The 19,043-nt window shown below is 64.4% G+C and carries 15 protein-coding genes; 3 read left to right on the top strand and 12 right to left on the bottom strand.

Going from position 1 to position 19,043, the window contains the following annotated elements:
- Positions 1 to 217: 217 nt before the first annotated feature.
- The 3 genes from PQG80_RS26325 to PQG80_RS26315 all read right to left on the bottom strand — a co-directional run bounded on the left by PQG80_RS26325 (position 218) and on the right by PQG80_RS26315 (position 2,739).
- Positions 218 to 1,642 (bottom strand): MFS transporter, encoded by a 1,425-nt coding sequence (locus tag PQG80_RS26325; RefSeq protein ID WP_271754702.1) that lies wholly within the window; start codon positions 1,640 to 1,642, stop codon positions 218 to 220.
- A gap of 83 nt (positions 1,643 to 1,725) precedes the next feature.
- The gene (locus PQG80_RS26320) at positions 1,726 to 2,253 is read right to left on the bottom strand and encodes a TetR/AcrR family transcriptional regulator (protein WP_271754701.1); all 528 of its coding nucleotides are present in this window, start codon (positions 2,251 to 2,253) and stop codon (positions 1,726 to 1,728) included.
- A gap of 96 nt (positions 2,254 to 2,349) precedes the next feature.
- Positions 2,350 to 2,739 (bottom strand): RDD family protein, encoded by a 390-nt coding sequence (locus tag PQG80_RS26315; RefSeq protein WP_271754700.1) that lies wholly within the window; start codon positions 2,737 to 2,739, stop codon positions 2,350 to 2,352.
- A 178-nt stretch (positions 2,740 to 2,917) separates the two neighbouring features.
- On the opposite strand from PQG80_RS26315, the gene PQG80_RS26310 reads away from it, so the two are divergent.
- On the top strand, positions 2,918 to 3,886 hold the full coding sequence (locus tag PQG80_RS26310) for a 3'-5' exonuclease (protein WP_271754699.1): 969 nt from the start codon (positions 2,918 to 2,920) through the stop codon (positions 3,884 to 3,886).
- Positions 3,887 to 3,981: 95 nt separating this feature from the next.
- Here PQG80_RS26310 and PQG80_RS26305 read toward each other — a convergent pair whose 3' ends face one another.
- The 5 genes from PQG80_RS26305 to PQG80_RS26285 all read right to left on the bottom strand — a co-directional run bounded on the left by PQG80_RS26305 (position 3,982) and on the right by PQG80_RS26285 (position 13,227).
- Positions 3,982 to 4,407, bottom strand: a complete 426-nt coding sequence (locus tag PQG80_RS26305; protein ID WP_271754698.1) for a DUF6157 family protein — start codon at positions 4,405 to 4,407, stop codon at positions 3,982 to 3,984.
- 198 nt (positions 4,408 to 4,605) lie between these two features.
- A complete protein-coding gene (locus PQG80_RS26300; RefSeq protein WP_271754697.1) occupies positions 4,606 to 6,477 on the bottom strand; it encodes an S-layer homology domain-containing protein in 1,872 nt (623 codons plus the stop codon).
- A gap of 24 nt (positions 6,478 to 6,501) precedes the next feature.
- On the bottom strand, positions 6,502 to 10,509 hold the full coding sequence (locus tag PQG80_RS26295; protein ID WP_271754696.1) for a DUF5060 domain-containing protein: 4,008 nt from the start codon (positions 10,507 to 10,509) through the stop codon (positions 6,502 to 6,504).
- Positions 10,510 to 10,778: 269 nt separating this feature from the next.
- On the bottom strand, positions 10,779 to 12,878 hold the full coding sequence (locus tag PQG80_RS26290) for an EAL domain-containing protein (RefSeq protein WP_271754695.1): 2,100 nt from the start codon (positions 12,876 to 12,878) through the stop codon (positions 10,779 to 10,781).
- 64 nt (positions 12,879 to 12,942) lie between these two features.
- Complete coding sequence (locus PQG80_RS26285; RefSeq protein ID WP_271754694.1) at positions 12,943 to 13,227, bottom strand: STAS domain-containing protein; 285 nt, start codon at positions 13,225 to 13,227, stop codon at positions 12,943 to 12,945.
- Positions 13,228 to 13,420: 193 nt separating this feature from the next.
- Between PQG80_RS26285 and PQG80_RS26280 the strand changes: the two genes are divergently transcribed.
- Entirely contained in the window at positions 13,421 to 14,206 is a 786-nt protein-coding gene (locus tag PQG80_RS26280; RefSeq protein WP_271754693.1) for an exodeoxyribonuclease III, read from the top strand.
- Between the two features lie 42 nt (positions 14,207 to 14,248).
- Here PQG80_RS26280 and PQG80_RS26275 read toward each other — a convergent pair whose 3' ends face one another.
- Positions 14,249 to 14,896, bottom strand: coding sequence for a DUF4183 domain-containing protein (locus tag PQG80_RS26275; RefSeq protein WP_271754692.1), 648 nt, complete (start codon positions 14,894 to 14,896; stop codon positions 14,249 to 14,251).
- A 608-nt stretch (positions 14,897 to 15,504) separates the two neighbouring features.
- On the opposite strand from PQG80_RS26275, the gene PQG80_RS26270 reads away from it, so the two are divergent.
- Positions 15,505 to 15,915 (top strand): DUF4183 domain-containing protein, encoded by a 411-nt coding sequence (locus tag PQG80_RS26270; RefSeq protein ID WP_271754691.1) that lies wholly within the window; start codon positions 15,505 to 15,507, stop codon positions 15,913 to 15,915.
- Between the two features lie 64 nt (positions 15,916 to 15,979).
- Here the strand turns inward: PQG80_RS26270 and PQG80_RS26265 are convergent, their stop codons facing one another.
- The 3 genes from PQG80_RS26265 to hflK all read right to left on the bottom strand — a co-directional run bounded on the left by PQG80_RS26265 (position 15,980) and on the right by hflK (position 18,914).
- On the bottom strand, positions 15,980 to 16,930 hold the full coding sequence (locus PQG80_RS26265; RefSeq protein WP_271754690.1) for a stalk domain-containing protein: 951 nt from the start codon (positions 16,928 to 16,930) through the stop codon (positions 15,980 to 15,982).
- A 65-nt stretch (positions 16,931 to 16,995) separates the two neighbouring features.
- Complete coding sequence (gene hflC, locus PQG80_RS26260; protein WP_271754689.1) at positions 16,996 to 17,868, bottom strand: protease modulator HflC; 873 nt, start codon at positions 17,866 to 17,868, stop codon at positions 16,996 to 16,998.
- Positions 17,865 to 18,914: an FtsH protease activity modulator HflK gene (hflK, locus tag PQG80_RS26255; protein WP_271754688.1), complete on the bottom strand. Its 1,050-nt coding sequence runs from the start codon at positions 18,912 to 18,914 to the stop codon at positions 17,865 to 17,867. The genes hflC and hflK overlap by 4 nt, the downstream gene beginning before the upstream one ends.
- Between the last annotated feature and the right edge of the window lie 129 nt (positions 18,915 to 19,043).

The following is a 19,043-nucleotide window of genomic DNA, read 5'->3' as shown; positions in this document are numbered from 1 at the left end:
ATTTATGGTACCCCTTGCCCAATCCGGCGACAACAGAAGGATACCGCGATTTTGTCAATCATACTGTTGACAGCTTTTGATTTTTTTATGAATCCGGGACCGGCATTCCCCCCTTCTATCGCGGTTTTCGCAGACGTAAAAAAGAACGGCCGATGAGGCTCCGGCCGTTCTTTTTCTTGAAGGTTCCGCGCTAGCTAACCTATCCTCCAAGCCTCAGTTATTCCATCGCCGCAGCGGCCGTCACCGCCTTGCCGGATTCGCGCGCGGCTCTCCCCGATCGCTTGTAGAACAGCAGCGTCGCCACGAACGCGGCGCCCAGCATCGCGGCATAGACGTACAGCACCGGAGTCAGATGCGCCCCGAAGTCGTCCGGCGTCGCGATCGGGCCGCCCTGCCGGAAGACGAGGCTGCCGATGGCGATGCCGAACACGCCGCCCAGCTCGCGCGTCGCGTTGGAGACGCCGCTCGCTTCGCCGGAGGACGATTCGGGTACGGCGGAGAGCACTCCCTCGGACAGCGGCGTGAGGCTGAGCCCCATGCCTAGGCCGGCCAGCACCATCGCGGGCGCCAGGTAGGCAAAGGAGAATACGGCGCCGTTCGCCAGGATCAGGATCGCGAACAGGCACAGCGCGACCGTCTGAAGCAGCAGGCCGGCGAGCAGGACCCGCCGGGTGCCGAGGCGGCCGATGAGGAGCCCCGCCAGCGGCGCCGCGATCATCGTGGCGCCGGTCCAGGCCATCTCGCGGACGCCCGCGCCGAGCGCGGAGTAGCCCTGCGCCTGCTGGAGGAACAGCGTCAGCAGGAAGATCGCGCCGAAGATGCCGGCGTACAACCAGAACCCCGTGACGATCAGCGCCCCGTAGTCGCGATTCTTGAACAGCCGTAGCGACAGCAGCGGAAAGGGGTGACGCCATTCCCAGGCGATGAACGCGGGCAGCAGCGCCACGCCGCCGGCCAGCGAGCCCCAGACCTCGAAGGCGCCCCAGCCGGCTTCATTGCCCCGGACGAGACCGAATACGATGCCGAGCAGCGCGGCCGCGATCAGGAGCAGCCCGACGATATCCAGGCGCTTCTCCTCGCCCTTCGACTCGCGCAGCCAGAGCCAGCCGCAAGCGACAGCGAGCGCGCCGATCGGCACGTTGATCCAGAAGATTGTCTGCCAGGGAGAGCCGTTCACGATAAGCCCGCCGACGAGGGGGCCGGTAGCGAGACCAAGGCCGGACACGCCGGACACGATCCCGATCGCGGCGGCTCTGAACTTCGGCGGGAACGCGGCGCTGACCAGCGTCAGGCTGATCGGCGCGATCGCCGCGCCGCCTACGCCTTGCAGCGCTCTGGCGAGCGTAAGCCCGAGCGCATCCGTGCTCAGCGCCGAGGCCAGCGAGCCCAGAGTGAATACGGCGATGCCGATCAGGAACACTCTTTTCCGGCCGTACCGTTCGCCCAGCATGCCCAGCGGGATGAGCAGCACGGCGAAGGTCAGCGTGTAGCCGTTGGTGAACCACTCGAGATCCGCGATGCCCGCGTCGAACGACTTCTGAATCGAAGGCAGCGCCACGCCCAGCACCAGCGTATCCAGCATGACCATGAACAGCGCGAGGCAGATGATGACCAGCATTCGGTTTCTTTGCAGCGTTGACATTGAAATCACTCCTTATTTATCGATAAATAAATTAACGCCCTAAAAGAACCGCCAAGCGCCAGGCCCGGCGGTAATAACCCCTTCTACTCCGTCTCGCACCACGGCAGCAGCCTCGGCAGATCCAGCACCTGGGACAGCGCGATGAGGAGGCCCGTACCGATGAACATGCCGGCTTCCCCGTTCGGATTGGGAATGCCTGCCTGCGCGAACCTGCCGCCGACCCGCTCGTGAATCAACACGAACTTCGCCTTCACTTCCTCGCGGATCGCCGGCTCGGGGATGGAATAGGCTTGCATGACGAGCAATATCTCGTTGCGATGCGTGACCAGCAGCTGTTCGAACGCGTAGCCCATCCGATGGGCGAGCTCCTCCGGAGGGCTCTCTACGGCGGCGAAGGCATGCGTCAGGCGATTGAACCCTCTGTCCAGCACGGCGAGGAACAGCTCTTCCTTCGTCCTGAAGAAGTGGAATACGTAGGGCTGCGTGACGCCCACGGCCTTGGCGACCAGCGCCGTCGTCGTCTTGTAGTATCCCAGCTGCGCGAACAGCTCTGCGGCTGCGTCGAGGATCTGATCCTTGCGCGTCGCGGATGTATCGTCCTTGGGTGACATTGCGGCAGCTCCAAACTGTTTTTATTTATTAATAAATAAATATCATGCGGAAGAGCCGCCTGTCAACTCTTCTTTGCCCCGACTTACGCGAATCGCTTATACATATACGACCTCCGTGCCCGCGATAAAGTCGTGAATCGACCGTTTGTCCGCACGCAAGCCCACCATGAACGCGCTGACGATCGTGCCGACGCCAAAGGTGAAGCCATAAACGAGGCCGGCCGCGATCGTGCGCAGCAGCATCGTGCCGAGACCCGGAGGCTCGCCGTTCAGCCGCTGGATGCGAATTCCGCAGATCCGCTTGCCTACCGTAAAGCCGGCCCAGAGGAAGGGAATCAGCAGCGCGTAGAGCAGCATGACGACGTTGGAGAAGCCTTCGGCCGCCCGGCCCTCCAACAGGAGGCTTCCCACGATACCTACGGGTATACCCACGATAATACCGTCCAGCAGCAGCGCGCCCAAGCGAATCCAGAAGCCCGCGTTCATGCGCGAACACCTCTTTTCTTTGCAGTCTGACGAATGTTTAAGCTTATAATATGGGTGCTCTACGGCATGCTATTCCTGAAGCGCGCGAGCGCCGCAGAAATAGCCATGCGGCCGGGAGGCTTTGACGCCCGATTTTTGATAATATAGGAGTACTCGCACAAATCCGGAGGTCGCTGCCTTGGACTACATCATATTGGATATCGAATTCAACGGGCGCAAATTCGCCAGCGAGCTGCCGATGGAGGTCATCGAGATCGGAGCGGTGCGCCTGAACGGGGAGCTTGCCGCTGTGGACGAATTTTCGGCGCTGATCAAGCCCGTCTACTTTTCCAAGCTTAATAGCTTTATCAAGAAAAAGACCGGCATCCCGCAGGAGGACATCGACCGCGCGAGCGGCTTCGTGCCGGTCATCCGGTCGTTCCTGACGTGGCTCGGCCGCAGCGAGGAATGCCGATTCGTCACGTGGGGCGGCGAAGACTTCAAGCGGATCGTGCTCGATACGCGCATGCACAAGCTCGACGACGCTTATTGGATGTCCGCCGTCTACTACGATCTGCTTAAGGTCTATCTGCGCGGCCGCGGGCTGACGAACGACGTCAGCGTCGAGGCGGCGCTCGAGGATCTCGGCATTCCGTCCGAGGGTTCCGCCCACCGGGCGCTGGACGACGCGCGGATGACGGCGGAGATCTTCCGCAAGACGTTCGCCGTGCTGGATCCTGAATCGGACGCCAGGCAGTACAAGGACACGTTCAGCAACGCGAAGGAACGGCGCACGGTCAAGAACGCGATCCGGCTCGCGCAGTCGCAGAAGTTCGAGCTCAACTGGGAGCTGCTGACGGAGCATGTGCTTGCCGGCAAGATCGACCTCGCCGACCCGCGCAAGGCCGCCGAGTTGAAGGCGTACTTCGAAGCGGAGGCCGCCAAGGCGCCCAAGCCCAGAGGGCAGGGACGTCCGGGACGGGACGGGGGCGGCGGCAAGGCCGAATCGCGGCAACCGGATGCCGGAGGTCCGGGAGAAGGAAGCGCGGAGGCGGAAAGCATGCAGGCTGAGCGTATGGAGACGGATCGTGCGGAGGTGGATCGTGCGGAGGTGGATCGTGCCGGTGCCGAGCGCTCCGATGGCCCGGGTGACGGGAGCGCGGTGTAAATCTCCCTATGCGCGTATATAACGCGTCGCATGGCAAAGAGGCTTGATTCGCGGAAGCGGATCAGGCCTCTTTGCCATAGAGCAATGCGCGCGCGTTATGCCTTTTTATTCCGCATGGCCTTGAGCACCTTCACGCCCTCGACCTCTCCGTCCGTGAAGCGGCCGTAATCCTCGGACTCCTTGGGCACGAGCGCGACCTTTCCCTCCGCATTGAAGTGCAGTCCCCAGCCGTACTTCTTCGGCAGCATCGAAGCGCGCATGCAGGCCTTTGGTTTGCCGAAAAATTCAGCCCGCAACTCCGCTTCCCGCGCTTCCCGCTCCTCGGGCGTCAACTGCTTGTGGCGGACATACGTCTCGAACAGGATCTCCTCCTGCGTGTGCGCGTACGGCTCTCCGGCGATCATCTCGTACTCGATGCCCGGCTTCGTCTTGCCCGAGGCCTTGTCCGGCGGCACCGCCCCATACTCGACCGGGCAGTCGTCGGACACGGCGATAAAGGTGTTGTAGTAATTCCACTCCATGGCTGGCGCTCCTCCCGCTTCGTTAGCTTAGAACCCGAATCGATCTCCTTGGCCGAAAATACCATATTTGGACGTCCCGCACAATGGTATTTGTCAGCCCGCCCGCATGAAGCTGCCTCCTCTGGCTGTCCTCATAAAAAGAGGCTGCCCCTGGTCGCCTCGACGACCTGGAGATAGCCTCAAGCATGCATACTAAATTTACGGGTTAGCGAAGCCTAGCGCCTGAAGCATGCGCAGCGTCATGGCCGAAGCCTGCGCGCGGGTGGCACCCAGCTTGGGGGCAAAGGTATCGGCGTCCATGCCGGTCACGATGCCCTCGCTCACGGCGAAGGCTGCGGCGTCCGCGGCATAAGGCGCGATCTCCGCCCGGTCGGCGAAGGCCGACAGCGCGCGGTCCGCCTGCTCGGCGGTCAGCGCCGCGTCCTGCCCCGCGAAGCGCATCGCGCCCGCGACCATCGCCGTCAGCTCCTGCCGGGTGACGGCGCGCTGCGGCTCGTACGCAGCGGGGGAAGCGCCCTTGACGATGCCCGCATCGACGGCGGCTTGGAGCTCGCCCGCGTACCAGGCGTCCGCCTTCACGTCGGCGAAGCGCCCGTCGTACGCGGCGGGCAGCAGGCCGAGCGCCCGGACCAGCATGGCGGCCATCTCGGCGCGCGTCACGCCGGCATCGGGCGCGAACTTGCCGCCGCCCTGGCCCTTGAGGATCTGCTGCGAGGACATGTACCCGATGGCACCGCTCGCCCAATGCCGCTCCGGCACGTCCGCGAACGCGGCCGGCGCGAAGACGATCGCGGCGTATACGCTGTTGCCGCTGCGCATGAGGGTGATCTTGAGCTTGCCGTCGCCGGCCGGGAATACGAGAGTCGGCACATGGCGGATCGAACCGTCGTCCGCGTAGACGACGCCCGCCACGGAAGAGGCGAGGCTCGCATCGCCTTGGAGCAGCAGCGTGCGCTCGACATACGTGCCGCCGAAGTCGTCCAGCGTCACCGACTTGCCGCCCGATACCGCCCTGATCGCGAACGCGACCGGCGACCCCAGCAGCCTGCCGCCTGCACGGTCAGCCGCTTCGCCGATCGCGGCGCTCTGCGCCGCAGGCGCCAGCACGATCGCGATCTTCAGCTCGACCGGCGCGTCCGCGCCTGCGCCGAGCAAGCTGCGCAACTCGCCGAGCTTGAACAGATCGGCCGGCAGCGCGTACTCGACGGGGCCCGCGGCGATCCTGAACGCCGCGCCCTCTCCCTTGGCGGCCAGCTCGCCGAGCAGGTCGGCGGGCAGCGTGACTTCCGTCGCCGGCGCATCGCCATCCGCGCGGACGACAAACGTTTTGTCGGCCGACGCCCGGATCGCGGCGCGGGCGGCTCCGAGATCGACGGCGACGAGCGCCTTGCCGTCCGCGAACGTCGTCTTCACGCCCGCGCCGTTCGTCCCCGAGGGCTGCGCGACGACGATGCCGCCGGGTTCGTCCTGCTTGGCGAACGCCTCCGCCATGAGCGGCGCGCGCGCCGCGGGATCGGGATTCGGCACGACCAGGTCATAGTCGCCCGACCGGTCAGGCAGCACTACCGCATAGCGGCCATCGCCGTCCGTGTATCCGTAATCGACCAGCTCCGGATCGTCGCCGGCGGTCTGCGCCTGGACGCGGACGTTCGCCAGCGGCTGTCCCCGATAGACGACGGTGCCCGTGTACGCGTAGCCAGGTTTAACCTTGACCGCATCCAGGCTCAGATCCGCCTGCGCCACGGCGAATTCCCGTCCGAGCGCCGGGACGTAAGCGCCCTGAGGCTTGACGTCGAGCACATAATCGCCGTCCGGCAGGGTCGCCTCGAAGGCGCCGTCCGCGCCGGCCGTCAGCTCCGTCACGGATTCCAGCGTCGACTTGTAAATCAATACTTGGGCCCGCAGCGGGACGCCGCTCTCCGTCGTCACCGTGCCGGATACGGCATGGCCTCCCGGCGCGGCTGCGGCAGCCGAAGCCGCCCCCGCCGCGCCGAGCTGGACCGCCAGCGCGAGCGCCAGCATCCATACCGCCGCGAGGCGGGACTTGCCTTTACTCAACCGTCTATTCATATGTGCGCGCCTCCACCATCGGCATTATTGTCGTACCAGCGAGAAATCGTCGAAGTAGACGTCTCCTTGCAGCCCGTTCATATACAATCTGACGCGTGCTTTGGCGGTGCCGGCAGGAGCCGTCTTCTCGCCGTGAACGCTCACGAACGCGTCGGACGCTTCGCCGATATCCGCGATCCATTCTTCGGATAGCTGGGCGTTCGCGGCGTCATAGAACACCAGCTTCACCTGTACGTTGCCCTCGCCCGTCTTGGCGGCCAGCTTGACGTAGCCGTCCACCGCATAGGTTTTGCCCGCGATCGCCTCGGCGTCCTGATAGGCCTCGAACCACTGCGAGTCGGTCGTCAGCACGCGCATGGACGCCGCCCCCGTGCGCTTGACCTGATCGGTCCATTGGCACAGCCATTCCTTCTCGCAGCTCCAGATCGCCGTCTTCCACGCATCGTTGTGATCGTCGAAGCCCGGGTTCAGCAGCAGATTGCCGGACGGCCCTGCGGGCTCCTGGGGCTCCGTCACGCCGCCGCCCGCTGAAGTCAGCTTGAAGTCGTCGAGGTAAGCTTCGCCCTTGAAGCCGTTGGCATACAGCAGCACCCGGACGTACGCGGTATTCGCGGGGGCGGTCTTCGTGCCGTGGATAGGAACGAACGCATCCGACGCCGCGTCGACGTCCGCGATCCATTCCTCGGACAGCTGTTCGTCCTCCGCGTCGTAGAACGCCAGCTTCGCCTGAAGCTTGCCTTCGGCCACGGAGGCCGCCTTCACATAACCGTCGAGCGAATATACGCTGCCGGCCACGGCCAGCGCATCCTGGTACACGCCGAACCACTGCGCGTCCGTCGTGACGACCTTCATCGCGGCGGTGCCGTCGCCCGTCGTCCGTTTCGCGGCGGCCTGATCCGTCCATTGGCACAGCCATTCCTTTTCGCAGGTCCAGGCAGCCGTTTTCCAGGCATCGTTGTGCGCGTCGAAGTTCCCGTTCACCAGAAGGTCGGCCGCAGGCTCGCCCGGCCCTTCGTTCCCTCCGCCGTTGCCGTACGAGCGGATCGAGAAGTCGTCAAGGTTGATCTTGGCGTTCAGCCCTTCGATGTAGACATACACGCGCACCTTGCCCGTATGCTCCGGCGAGCGGAATACGCCGTAGACGTTCTCGTAGCCTTGGGTGACGCCGTTGTAGACGGCGACCATCTTGTCGTCCAGGATGCTGCCCACGGCGTTGAGGAACTGAATGCGGATCTTGACGGAAGCGCCGTCGTTGCGCGAGACGTTTAAGTATCCTTGCAGCTCGTAATCGGTGCCCGGCGATGCGGCGGCTGCGGTCGATTGAATGCCGAACCAAGCGCCCGTCGTATCGTCGATCTTCATCGAGGCGCTGCCGGAGCGCTTCTCCGCGGCGTCGGTCAGGCAGTATTGATCCTGCTCGCACAGCCAGCTCGCGGGCTTGCCGTCGACCGCGTTCTCGAAGCCCGGATTCGCCAGCAGATTGTCCGACATCTCAGGCGTCCCGGTCGTCACGTCGAGCGCTTCGCTAGCCGTCGAGACGTTGAGCGACGCATCCTTCGCCTTGATCGTATACGCGTAGGTCGTGCCGGGGCGCAGGCCGTCGTCCTGGAAAACGGTGTCCCTCGTCGTACCGACCAGCAGGCCGTCGCGATAGATCAGGTAGCCGTCGACCGCGCGGTCGTCCGTGGACGCCTGCCAGGTTAGGTCCGCCGCGTTAAATGTGGCGCCTGTCGAGTCTACATCCGCCGGCGTGCTTGGCGCTTCGACGTCGCGCGTCAGCGTTGTCGCCTGCACGGCCTGACTGGCTGCCGAAACGTTGCCTGCCGCGTCGCGGGCGCGGACCGTATACGCGTACGCCGTGCCGGGCGCGAGCATCGTGTCCTTGAAGGAAGTCGCCAATCCGTAAGTGCGGCCCGCCAGCCGGTCGCCGCGGTAGACGTCATAGCCCGCGACGCCGATGTTGTCCGTCGAAGCCGTCCAGGCGAGCTTGACGGTATCCTCCGTAGGCGCGCCCGAGACGGCGGCGTCCGCCGGGACGGACGGCGCCTTGCGGTCGACGGCGGCCGGGACCGGGCGGCTGCCCGGCGAGGCGACCAGCGCCTTGTGGCTCACCGCTTTGATCGCGATGTCCCGCGAGAACGCCGGCAGCGCCAGCGTCAGCCCGTGCGCATTGGCGTTCGCCCTGACGACGGAAATATTCTCTCCGGTGTAGGTGTTATAGTAGGTGACGTTGTAAGGGCCCGGCTTGAGACCGGGTACCGTGACTGTGCCTTGGTCAACCGTGCGGGGAGACAGCTCGTCATACGGCGCGGCCGTATCGTGCACCCAGAGCAAGGCGCGGTCGCTCGTCGCGAACCCGCCGGCCTGCAGGTCCTGCGCCTCGCCCTGATCGCCCAGGTCGACGAACGGCATGCCGATCAGCCGGCTCTCCTCGGGCCGGATGAAGTCGGCCAGATGCTTGTACTGAGCCTTGTACGCGTCCGGCATATCGAAGCCGGTCTCGAAGATCCACCACAGGTTGGCTCCCACAGCGCCGGAGCGGAAGACCGGGGCCCATACGCCGTCATGCACGTAGTTGAGAAGATTGGCATCCTGCGTCGTGTCGTTGCCGGTCTTGCCGGCTTCGCCGATGAAGACGGGCCGATCGCCGAACGGCTTCAGCGCGTCCAGGTTGCTTTTCCAAATATCGACGATCGCGGAGCTGCCTTCGTACAGATGCTCGTTGACGACGTCCAGCGTGTCCAGGCCGTCCCACGAATCCTGCGTCGCGTGCTGCTCCGCGTGATCCTTCCAGGCGAAGCTCGTCGTCGTCGGATGCTTGTAGAAATCCCAGCTTTTCCAGTACGTGTCCATGGACCGGTGCCAGCTGTCGCGGATGTCCGCCGTCGTGTCGACGCGGTTGTCGGACTCGTTCCAGTACTCCAGCATGCCGAGCGAGGTGCTATATCCCCAGCGGGCGAAAATGTAGCGCAGCAGGCGCTGCTGGTAGGCGATGGCGTCCGGGTTGTACCAGAAGTCGGTGTCGTTCTCCTTCCAGTCGGACGTGCCGCCGTTGGCGCGGTTGTAAGCATGGTAAGCCCAGTCGTAATAAAAGTCGCCGAAGCTGTTCAGGGTCAGCATGATGTAAAGATCGTGGTCTTCGGCGGATGAGATGACCTCGTCCATCCGGTCGAGGTTCTCCAGGTTGTAATCGCCGATGCCCTTGTAGGTCATCTCGATGCCGCCCTGGGTCGTCGTCACCGGACCGTATTCGGGCGAATAGTTGGCCCACCAGCAGCTGAGCCAGACGCGCATGACGTTCATGCCAGCGTCCTCGTAGCCCTGCATGGCGCCCGTGATCTCGTCCGGCGTGCTCCAGGCGTAGTTGGTGCCGAGCAGCGTGATCTGGCTGCCCGTGCCGTCGACGAAGCGGTCGCCGGACACGTTCATGAAGCCTCTGCCCGGCGCGGGGGCGCCGGCCGTGAAGCTGTAGGTGTCGCTATCGGCGGTCCCGTTGTTGTCCGTCACGCTCAGCGTGATCTCATGCCGGCCGGGCTGCCTTGGAGCGTAGCGGACCGCCCAGCTCGGCGACGCGTCGCTGCGGTAGAAGCCGGGCACCGTCTCGACGGCGCCGTCCGGGGTCTTCACGGTGGCCCGGACGTCGACCTCCTCCGGATCGAAGGGGTTAGCGTACGTGCTGCTGAGGTTAAAGGTCAGTTCCAGCTTGCCGTTCAGCGCGGGCGCAGCCGTATTCATCGTGACGTCGAGGATCTCGGTCGGCGCGACGACGACCTGCTGGGCGACAGCCTGCGCAGAGAGCGAAGCGACGGCTGAAGCGGAGGTCGGGAAAGCGCTTACGTTGCCGGCCGCCAAGGGCCATGTCAACGTAAATGCGAGCAGCGCGGCGCCAAGGCGTGCGGCGGTACGGCCGAGAGGGCCTACGCGTCCGGGCAAGGCGAGCTTTCCGGATGGACCGTTCCGGCCAGGCGAACCGGCATCCCCTTTTCCGCGGGGCGCCCGGTCGAGAGAATCGTGCGTAGTGCTGCTAGGCATAGTAGCCAGTAACCTCCTTGGGTCGCATGAGGACCGATTTCCCCTCATTTTCCGGCCAATCCGCAGCGACGGCAACCGTGCAAGTCCGAGATTTACACCCTTCAAATCCGCGATCGGACAAGAAAAAACCGCCAAGGGCATGGCCCGACGGTGAAAGTGACACGCATGAACGCATGCTTTGCTCCTTCGCTCGCAGTTTGCTCGCCGTATCGGCCCCATCCTGCTCCCGCCAAGTTCTTCGATGATCGCGATCACCGCGACCCCCTCGCCTACGATCGCTCTCCGCTCGCCGCGCGCGGCGCCTTCAGATAGCCTGCCTCCAGCTCGCCCGCCGGCATCGGCCGGTCGATGTAGTAGCCCTGCGCAATTTCGCAGCGAAGCTCCCGCAGGCGGGCCATCTGCGCGTGCGTCTCCACGCCTTCCGCGATGACGCGAAGCGCCATCCCCTGGGCCATCTGGATGATGGCCCGCGTGAGCGCCTCGCTTTTCGGATCCGTGGTCAGCTCGGTCAGGAAGCTCTTGTCGATCTTCAGAATGTCGATCGGCAGCTGCTTCAGGTAGCCAAGCGCGGAGTAGCCCTTGCCGAAGTCGTCGATCGCGATGCGGAAGCCTGCCGACTTGAGCTCGCGCAGCGCCGCGATCACCGCCTCCATATCCACGATGCCGAAGCTCTCCGTGATCTCGAGCACGATCTGCCGCGGCTCGCAGCCAGCCTTGCGCACGATGTCGCGGATCGTGTCCGCCAGGTCCGGCGCCATGAATTGTCTTCCGGACAGGTTCACGGCGATCGCGGGCACCTCCCTCGCCTCCCGGACCCAGACGCCGAGCTGCCTGCACGCCTCCCCGAGCGCCCATTCGCCGATCTCGCGGATCAGGCCCGTCTCCTCCGCAATGGGGATGAACTCGGACGGCGGGATCATGCCCAGCTCGGGATGCCGCCACCTGAGCAGCGACTCCATCCCCTCCAGCCTGCCGCTCTCCAGCCCTACCTGCGGCTGATAGACGAGCCGCAGCTCCCCGCGCTCGACCGCGAACCGAAGCTCGCGCTCCAGCCGGAGCTTGCGCAGGAAGGCGCTGCTGATCCCTTCGTTGAACACCTGAGGCCCCGTTCCCTGCGACTTGGCCTCGTACATCGCCAGGTCCGCGTGCCGCATGAGCGATTCCAGATCGTGGCCGTGATCCGGATACAGGCTGATGCCGATGCTGGCCGTCATATAGATCTCGTTGTCCGCCCCGTCAAACGGCCGCTCCAGCAGCTCCGTCACCCGCCGCGCCGTCTCCAACGCCTCGTCCGCGCGCTTCAGACCCCGCAGGACGACGATGAACTCGTCGCCGCCCAGCCTGGACACGATATGCTCCGCCCGGACCGCCCGCTTCAGACGCTCGCCCATCTGCCGCAGCACCTTGTCGCCCGCGTCGTGGCCCATGGAGTCGTTAACCGACTTGAACCGGTCGAGGTCGATGAAGAGAACGCCGAGCCGCTCGCCGCTCCTCCCGCAGCCGTCCGTCACATCCTGTAGCATGTCCTGCAGCAGCGCGCGGTTGGGCAGGCCCGTGAGCGAGTCGTAATGCGCCAGATACTTCAGCTTGTCCTCCGTTTGCTTGCGCTCGGTGATATCCTTGAACATGCCGATGTAGTTGGTCACGTTGCCCTTCTCGTCGCGCAGCGTCGTGATCGACAGGAACTCGGGGTACAGCTCCCCGTCCTTCCTCCGGTTCCAGATCTCGCCCTGCCATCTGCCGTGTTCCCGCAAGCTCTCCCACATGCGCGCATAGAAATCCCTGCCGTGCCTGCCGGAGCGCAGAAGGGCCGGGGTCCGACCGCCGGCCTCGGCTTCCGTATATCCGGTGACCGCGGTGAACGCCCGGTTGACGGACAGAATCCTGAGCTCCGTATCGGTGATCATGATGCCTTCTCCCGCATGGCTGAACACCTGCGCGTGCAGCCTGAGCTTGGAAGCCGCGCTCTTGTATTCGGTCAGGTCGAGAAACATCGCCATATAATACTGCAGCGCGCCTTCCTCGTCCTTGACCGCGGAGATCGACAGCCACTGCGGATAGACCTCGCCGTTTTTGCGGCGGTTCCAGATCTCGCCCTTCCATTTGCCGTCGAGATGGATCGCAGCCCACATCCGCGCGTAGAATTCCGGAGGCTGGCAGTCCGACTTGAGCACGCTCGGGGTGAGCCCGACGACCTCCCGCTCTTCGTAACCCGTTATTCTGGAAAAAGACGCATTGACCTGGATGATATGCGCATGCCGGTCCGTAATCATGATTGCTTCCTGCGAATCGCGGTAGATTCGAGCGTAGAGAGGCCATAAGTCCTCGTCGCTCCCTGCTCTGCCGGCCATTTCCGAATATCCGCTCATGCCAACGCCCCCTGATGCCGCTTGCCCTCGCGCCTCGCTTGCCTGACTTATATGCATTTATGCGTTAGACCAATCCGATCGCAGCGAGCTTCGGCCCGATCCGCGCGTCCGCGCCGCGCAGCTCGAGCCGCGCGCCGATATCCGCGGACAGGTTCCTCACGGCCAGCAGCAGACCGAGACCGGAGCTGTCCAGGTCCGTTACCTCTTCCATCCGGAAAACGATGTCCGTGACGCCGTCCGTCAGCTCCGGGAACAGCCGGTTCCGGAGCTCGACCGCTTCCGCAACGCCGATCCTGCCTGACGGCGCGAAGATCACCGCACCGCCTTCGCGCCTGATATCGCATTTCATGTCGAACCTCCCGCGCGGTCCTTAGCCATGTCGTCCGGATTCGACGGACCACGGCAGAATTAGGTAGCTTTTTCATATATACACCCGTCGCGGTTCCGCTGTATGTGACAAATATCACGATTCTTCCATTCGACACCGCTCCGCGGCAGGATGTAGAATCGGATTATGGGTCAAGCAAAGGAGACGGACGATCATGAAACTCGGGTCATGGAACGTGAACGGGCTGAGGGCCTGCGTGAACAAAGGCTTTAACGATTACTTCGCCGAGCTGGACGCCGACCTGTTCTGCGTGCAGGAGACGAAGCTGCAGGAAGGCCAGATCAGCCTGGACCACGGGGAGCAGTATGCGCAGTACTGGAATTACGCGAGGCAAAAGGGGTACTCCGGCACCGCCGTGTTCGCCAAACGGAAGCCGTTGTCGGTGCGGTACGGCATCGAGGAGGACGCGGAGGAAGAGGGCCGGATCCTGACGCTGGAATTCGAGGGCTTCTACCTGGTTAACGTGTACACGCCGAATGCACGCCGGGATCTGTCGCGCCTCGAGCTGCGCTTGGAATGGGAGGACCGGTTCCGCCGCTATCTGACGGAGCTGGATGCCGTTAAGCCCGTCATCGTCTGCGGCGACCTGAACGTCGCCCACGAGGAGATCGATCTGAAAAATCCCAAGCCGAACCGTGGCAACGCGGGCTTCACCGACGAAGAGCGCGGCAAGATGACCGAGTTACTCGCTGCCGGGTTCGTCGACACCTTCCGCCACCTGTACCCGGACCGGACCGACATGTATTCCTGGTGGTCCTATATGCCCGGCGTGCGCGCGCGAAACGTCGGATGGCGCATCGACTACTTCCTCGTCTCCGCCCGTCTCGCCCCCCTGGTGCGCGAGGCGTCGATCGACTGTCATATCTCCGGGAGCGACCACTGCCCCGTGCTGCTCGAGCTGGACGATTCGGTCTGGATCGGCAAGGAGCTTGCCGAATAGGGGCGAGGCGCAGGGCGCGCCCTGCTCCCCTATGCCGCCAAGTCAGCCCGATATCTCGACGGAGAAGCTGACGATCTGCACCATGACGGGCGTGCCCGCGATCAGGATCGAGCCCCCGGGGTCGATCGTCAGAGCGGCGGGGGTCAGCGCGTAAACGTCCGCGGTCTGCGGCACGCCGTTCAGATACAGCATGGAATAGGCGTGCGGCCCAAGACCTTCAAACGCCGCCGCGGGCACGCCGTTGACGGTGAATTGACCGGCCCCCAGCGCGATCGGGCTGCTCGTATCTTCTTCTATAGCGGAAATGTAAAGCACGTTGCTCGGGAGAACGGCGGTGTCGGCAGGCAGCGGTCCCGGAGGACCTTCGGGACCGACGGGTCCTGCTGGGCCGGCAGGTCCTTGGGGACCGGCGGGGCCTTCAGGACCGGCGGGGCCTTCAGGACCGGCGGGGCCTTCAGGACCGGCGGGGCCTTCAGGACCGGCGGGGCCTATCGCTCCCTTGGCACCGGCGGCTCCCGCGGGACCCGTCTCCCCGGCAGCGCCCTGCAGTCCCGCTCCCGTCGGGCCAGCCGGCCCTGCAGGTCCCCGCTCGCCGCGCTGCCCCGCTTCGCCCTGCAAGCCCTGAATCCCCTCAGGTCCTGCATCTCCCCGCAAGCCCTGAACGCCTTGCGCCCCCGCGTCCCCATGCAAGCCTCGAAGACCCTGAGCCCCCTGCTCTCCTCGGATCCCTGGCGCTCCTGCGCCGCTCCCGGACGGAACCGTCCGCCCGCTTCGACCTCTCGTACGCAAGGCCCGCCGCTTAAGCTTCGCCGGCGCGCTGCAGGGCCCCCGCATCGCGCTGCGCCGCTCTGACGCGCGGCACGGCCGCTTCGCCTTATCCGTCTTACCGCCGCTGCCGCGGCACGGCCGGTTCGCCCCTTCCGCCTTGCCGGCGCGAGCTCGCGAACGAGAGCGCCGGCGCCTTCGGGCCGCTCCCCCGCGCTGTGCCGTACCACATTTGCATGGAATACCCGTGATCCCCATCGCCGCCGTCCCTCCTTGTTCCCGCTATACATCCGCAGCACGCCTCTAACCGTCCGGTCCGATATACGCGCGTCTTGCCGTTAGGCTATTGTATGCGGCGTCCGCCGAGTCGGCGTTGGGCCGCTAGCGGGGGTGAGACGCCAACGAATTCCGCGCCAATATGAGCCGGATGACGCGGTCGATCTGCCGTACCGATATGGCTTGCAGAAGCATGTACTATAGATAAAGCCGAGGCTCCCAAGGCAGTCCGTTCGGCGTGGGGGAGGTGAATGCGCATGCCCGTCATTAAACCCGTTATCATCGCGGTCGCCAGCGCCCCCGTCTCCACCGGCGGCGTCATCACGACGACCGTCAGTCCGACCGTGGCCCGCTTCTATGCCGCGATCACGGCCGCCATGATCGTCGGCGGCGTGACGACCATCCCCGCATCCAGCTTTCTCGACGACGCCGACGCGCCCGTAGCCGCGTTGCCCGTACCTGCGGTCAACGGCTACTACAACGTCTATATCAACGGAATCCTGCAGCAAGGGGGATTGTCCACGTTGACTACCGCTGACCTGGTGCTGGCTTCGGGAGATTTCGTGGAAGGCACGCCGGTACTGCTCGAGACAGGCACCTTCGGCGGCGACTCGACGCTGACGACGCAGCCGACCATCTCGGCTCCGACGATCACGATCGTGTCTTAACCGTCAGAATCGCAGAAGGCCGGCGCCCCTTGGGCCCGGCCTTCTGCGCGTGCAATGCGTGATTTTATGAACGGATGAACTGCTGCGTCCAATAGCTGCGATACTCGGAATCCGTATAGTAGGCGTAACCGATGCCGATCTGGTCGTATTCGCCCAGCATGTTGGTCAGGTGGCCCGGGCTGTTCTCCCAGGCGGTCACGACGGACGCAGGCGTCTCTTGCCCTGCGGCGATGTTCTCCGCCGCCGCCCGGTACTGGATGCCTTGGTCCCGCATCATCTCGAACGGATCGCCGTAGGTTGGCGAGTCATGGCTGAAGTAACCTTGCTCGCCCATGTCCGCCGACTTCAGCCGTGCGACCAGTGACAGCGGCACGCTGAGCGCGAACGGCTTGGCCTTGCCGTGCCGCGCGCGCAGGTCGTTGGTCCGGAAGAACGCTTCGATCTCCTCGTTCGACAGCTTGAACAGCTCGCCCGCCAGCGCGTACTGCTTAAACGTCATCTCAGGCGCGGAGGCCGACGCCTCCACCTTAGAGATGATCGCCGTCGAGGTCGCCTGCCGCCACTCCAGCGCCTGCCCCGTCAGCTCCGCGCTCGCCCGCAGGGGGATCATCGTGCTGCCCTCCAGCAGCTGCGCGGCCACGTCCAGTTTCACCACGTACGCCGACGACTTGCCGGCCGCGTCCGTCAGCGTCCGCTCCACGTAAGGCGAGCCGATCTTCAGCTTCAGCACGGTGCCGCCCCGCTCGCCCTTCATCGTCGCCGTCACGACCCGCGCGTCCGGGTCCCAATCCATCCGCGCGCCCATCGCTTCGAGCAGCGCGCGGGCGGGTACGAGCATGCGCCCCGCCTTGATGACCGGCGCCGCCTCTGCGAAGACGACGGCCTTGCCGCCGACGATCGCGTTCGCGGCACCCGCCGCCGATGCCGAACCTGCGCCACCGGGCAACTGCACCGCCAGACCGGCCGCCAGCAGCAGCGCCAGTCCCGCCTTGCTCATCCAACCGTACCGGCTCATCCGCATCGCCTCCCTCATGGTGTCTATTTACCCCTATGCTAGAAGGCCGCACCCGAGTTGCGCTTCTACCGTTCGCCGAGCAACAGCCGCGTGTACGGCGAGTCCGCGGGCAGCATGATGACCGGCTCGCCCTTGAACGTCGTCGTATAGCTCTGCAGCGTGCGGTACAACTTGTAGAACTTCGGATCCTTGCCGTAAGTCTCGTTGTAGATGCGCGCCGCTTCCTTCTCGCCCTCGGCCACGATCTTCTTGGCGTCGGCCTCGGCCTGCGCGATCAGCTCCTGCGCCTGACGGTCCGCGTTGGAGGTGACCTTGCGCGACTGCTCGTCGCCCTCGGACAGATAGCCGGCCGCGATCGACTGTCGATCGGAGATCATGCGGTTGTACACGCTCTGCTTGTTCTCCTCCGGCAGGTCCGTCTTCTTGATGCGCACGTCGATGATGTCGATGCCGTAGTTCTGATTCTCCGCGACGTCCTTGACGATCTGGGTGATCTCGTCGTTGATGTCGCCCCGCGCCGTCGTCTCGCTGATGATGCTGCCGTACTCGATCTCGGACAGCTTGCGCCGCACCGCGTTGTAGACGGCGTCGCCGATGCGCCCCTCGGCCGCCGATACGGTCTGCAGAGAGCGCAGGAAGCGGTGCGGATCGTCGATGCGCCATACCGAATAGTTGTCGACGATGATCGGCTTCTTGTCCTTGGTCAGAATCGTCGTCGGCTGGCTGTCGTAGATGCGCTGGTACTTGGGCAGCGTGCGCACGGATTCGATGAACGGAATCTTGAAATGAATGCCGGGAGACTGGTGGATGCGCGTGGCCTCGCCGAACTTAAGCACGACCTTGTACTGCCCCTCGCCGACGACGAACATGGAGCCGGAGAGGAGGATAATGAGCAGAAGCGCGCCTATGCCGGTCGTAATCCATTTGCGGGTCGTCATTGTCCGGCACCTCCCTGGGCTGCGTTAGGCTGCGTCGCGGTGCCGCTCGAAGTCGTCGCCTTGGCGCCGCTGTTCTTAAGGAAGCTGTCGAGCGGCAGGTAATTCACCGTATCCCCGCTGCCGTCGGTGACGATGACCTTGGCGTTCGGCAGGATCTGCTCGAGCGTCTCGAGCACGAGGCGGTCTGCGGTGACTTCCGGATTTTTAGCATATTCATTGTAAACGGCATTAAACTGCGCCACGTCGCCCTGCGCATTCAGGATCCGCGACTTCTTCTGCGCCTCCGCCTGCTCGATGAGCGCCTGCGCCTCGCCCCGCGCCTTGGGCAGCCTGTCGTTCACGTACTTCTGCGCCTGGTTGATCTTGGTGTTCTTCTCCTCGCGCGCGTTGGTGACTTCCTTGAACGCCGTCTGCACCTGGCCTTCGGGCGGCTCGATGTCCTGGAACTTGAGATCGATGATCTGAATGCCCGTGCCGTACTTGTCTTGGATCTCCTCCAGCTTCTTCTTGACGTCCGTCTGGATGACCGTCTTGCCCTCGGTAATCGCGTAGTCCAGCTTGGTCGCGCCCATCACCGAACGGATCGCCGCGCTGGCCGAGTTCCTCAGGAATTGCTCAGGGTCGTCGATGTTGTACAGATAGTCGCGGATGTTGGCGACCTTCCACTCGATGACCGCGTCCGCCGATACGATGTTCTCGTCGCCAGTAATCATGAGCGCCTCGGATTCGACCGGCGTCACCTTGCCGCCGCTGTCCTCGCGGTAACCGATGTGCAGCTTCTGCGTCAGGTTGGCCGGCACCTTCACGACCCGCTGGATCGGCGACGGCAGCTTAAAGTGCAGGCCCGACTTCTCCTGCGTCGCCGTATACTTGCCGAACGTCAGGATCGCCGCCTGCTCTTGCTCCTGCACCGTGTAGAACGTCGTCGAGCCGATCCAGATCACGATAACCGCCGCGATGCCGATGACGATGAGCCGCCACGTCCGCTTGGGCAGCTTAGGCATCTGGTACGCCTGCTGCGTCTTGCCGCCTTGAAAGACTTCCATGTGCGCATTCCCCTCCCATGTGTGTGTAGGAGTACATACGCCGGAAAGGCGGAAGGGTTGCTTCGGAATTGCGCCCGGGCGGGATGGATTGGAGCGCGAAATGGCGGGCACTGGCGGGGCGGGTGGCGC

Source organism: Cohnella rhizoplanae (assembly GCF_948329515.1).
GTDB classification, from domain to species: Bacteria; Bacillota; Bacilli; order Paenibacillales; family Paenibacillaceae; genus Cohnella; species Cohnella rhizoplanae.
This window is presented reverse-complemented; position numbering and strand designations above follow the sequence as displayed.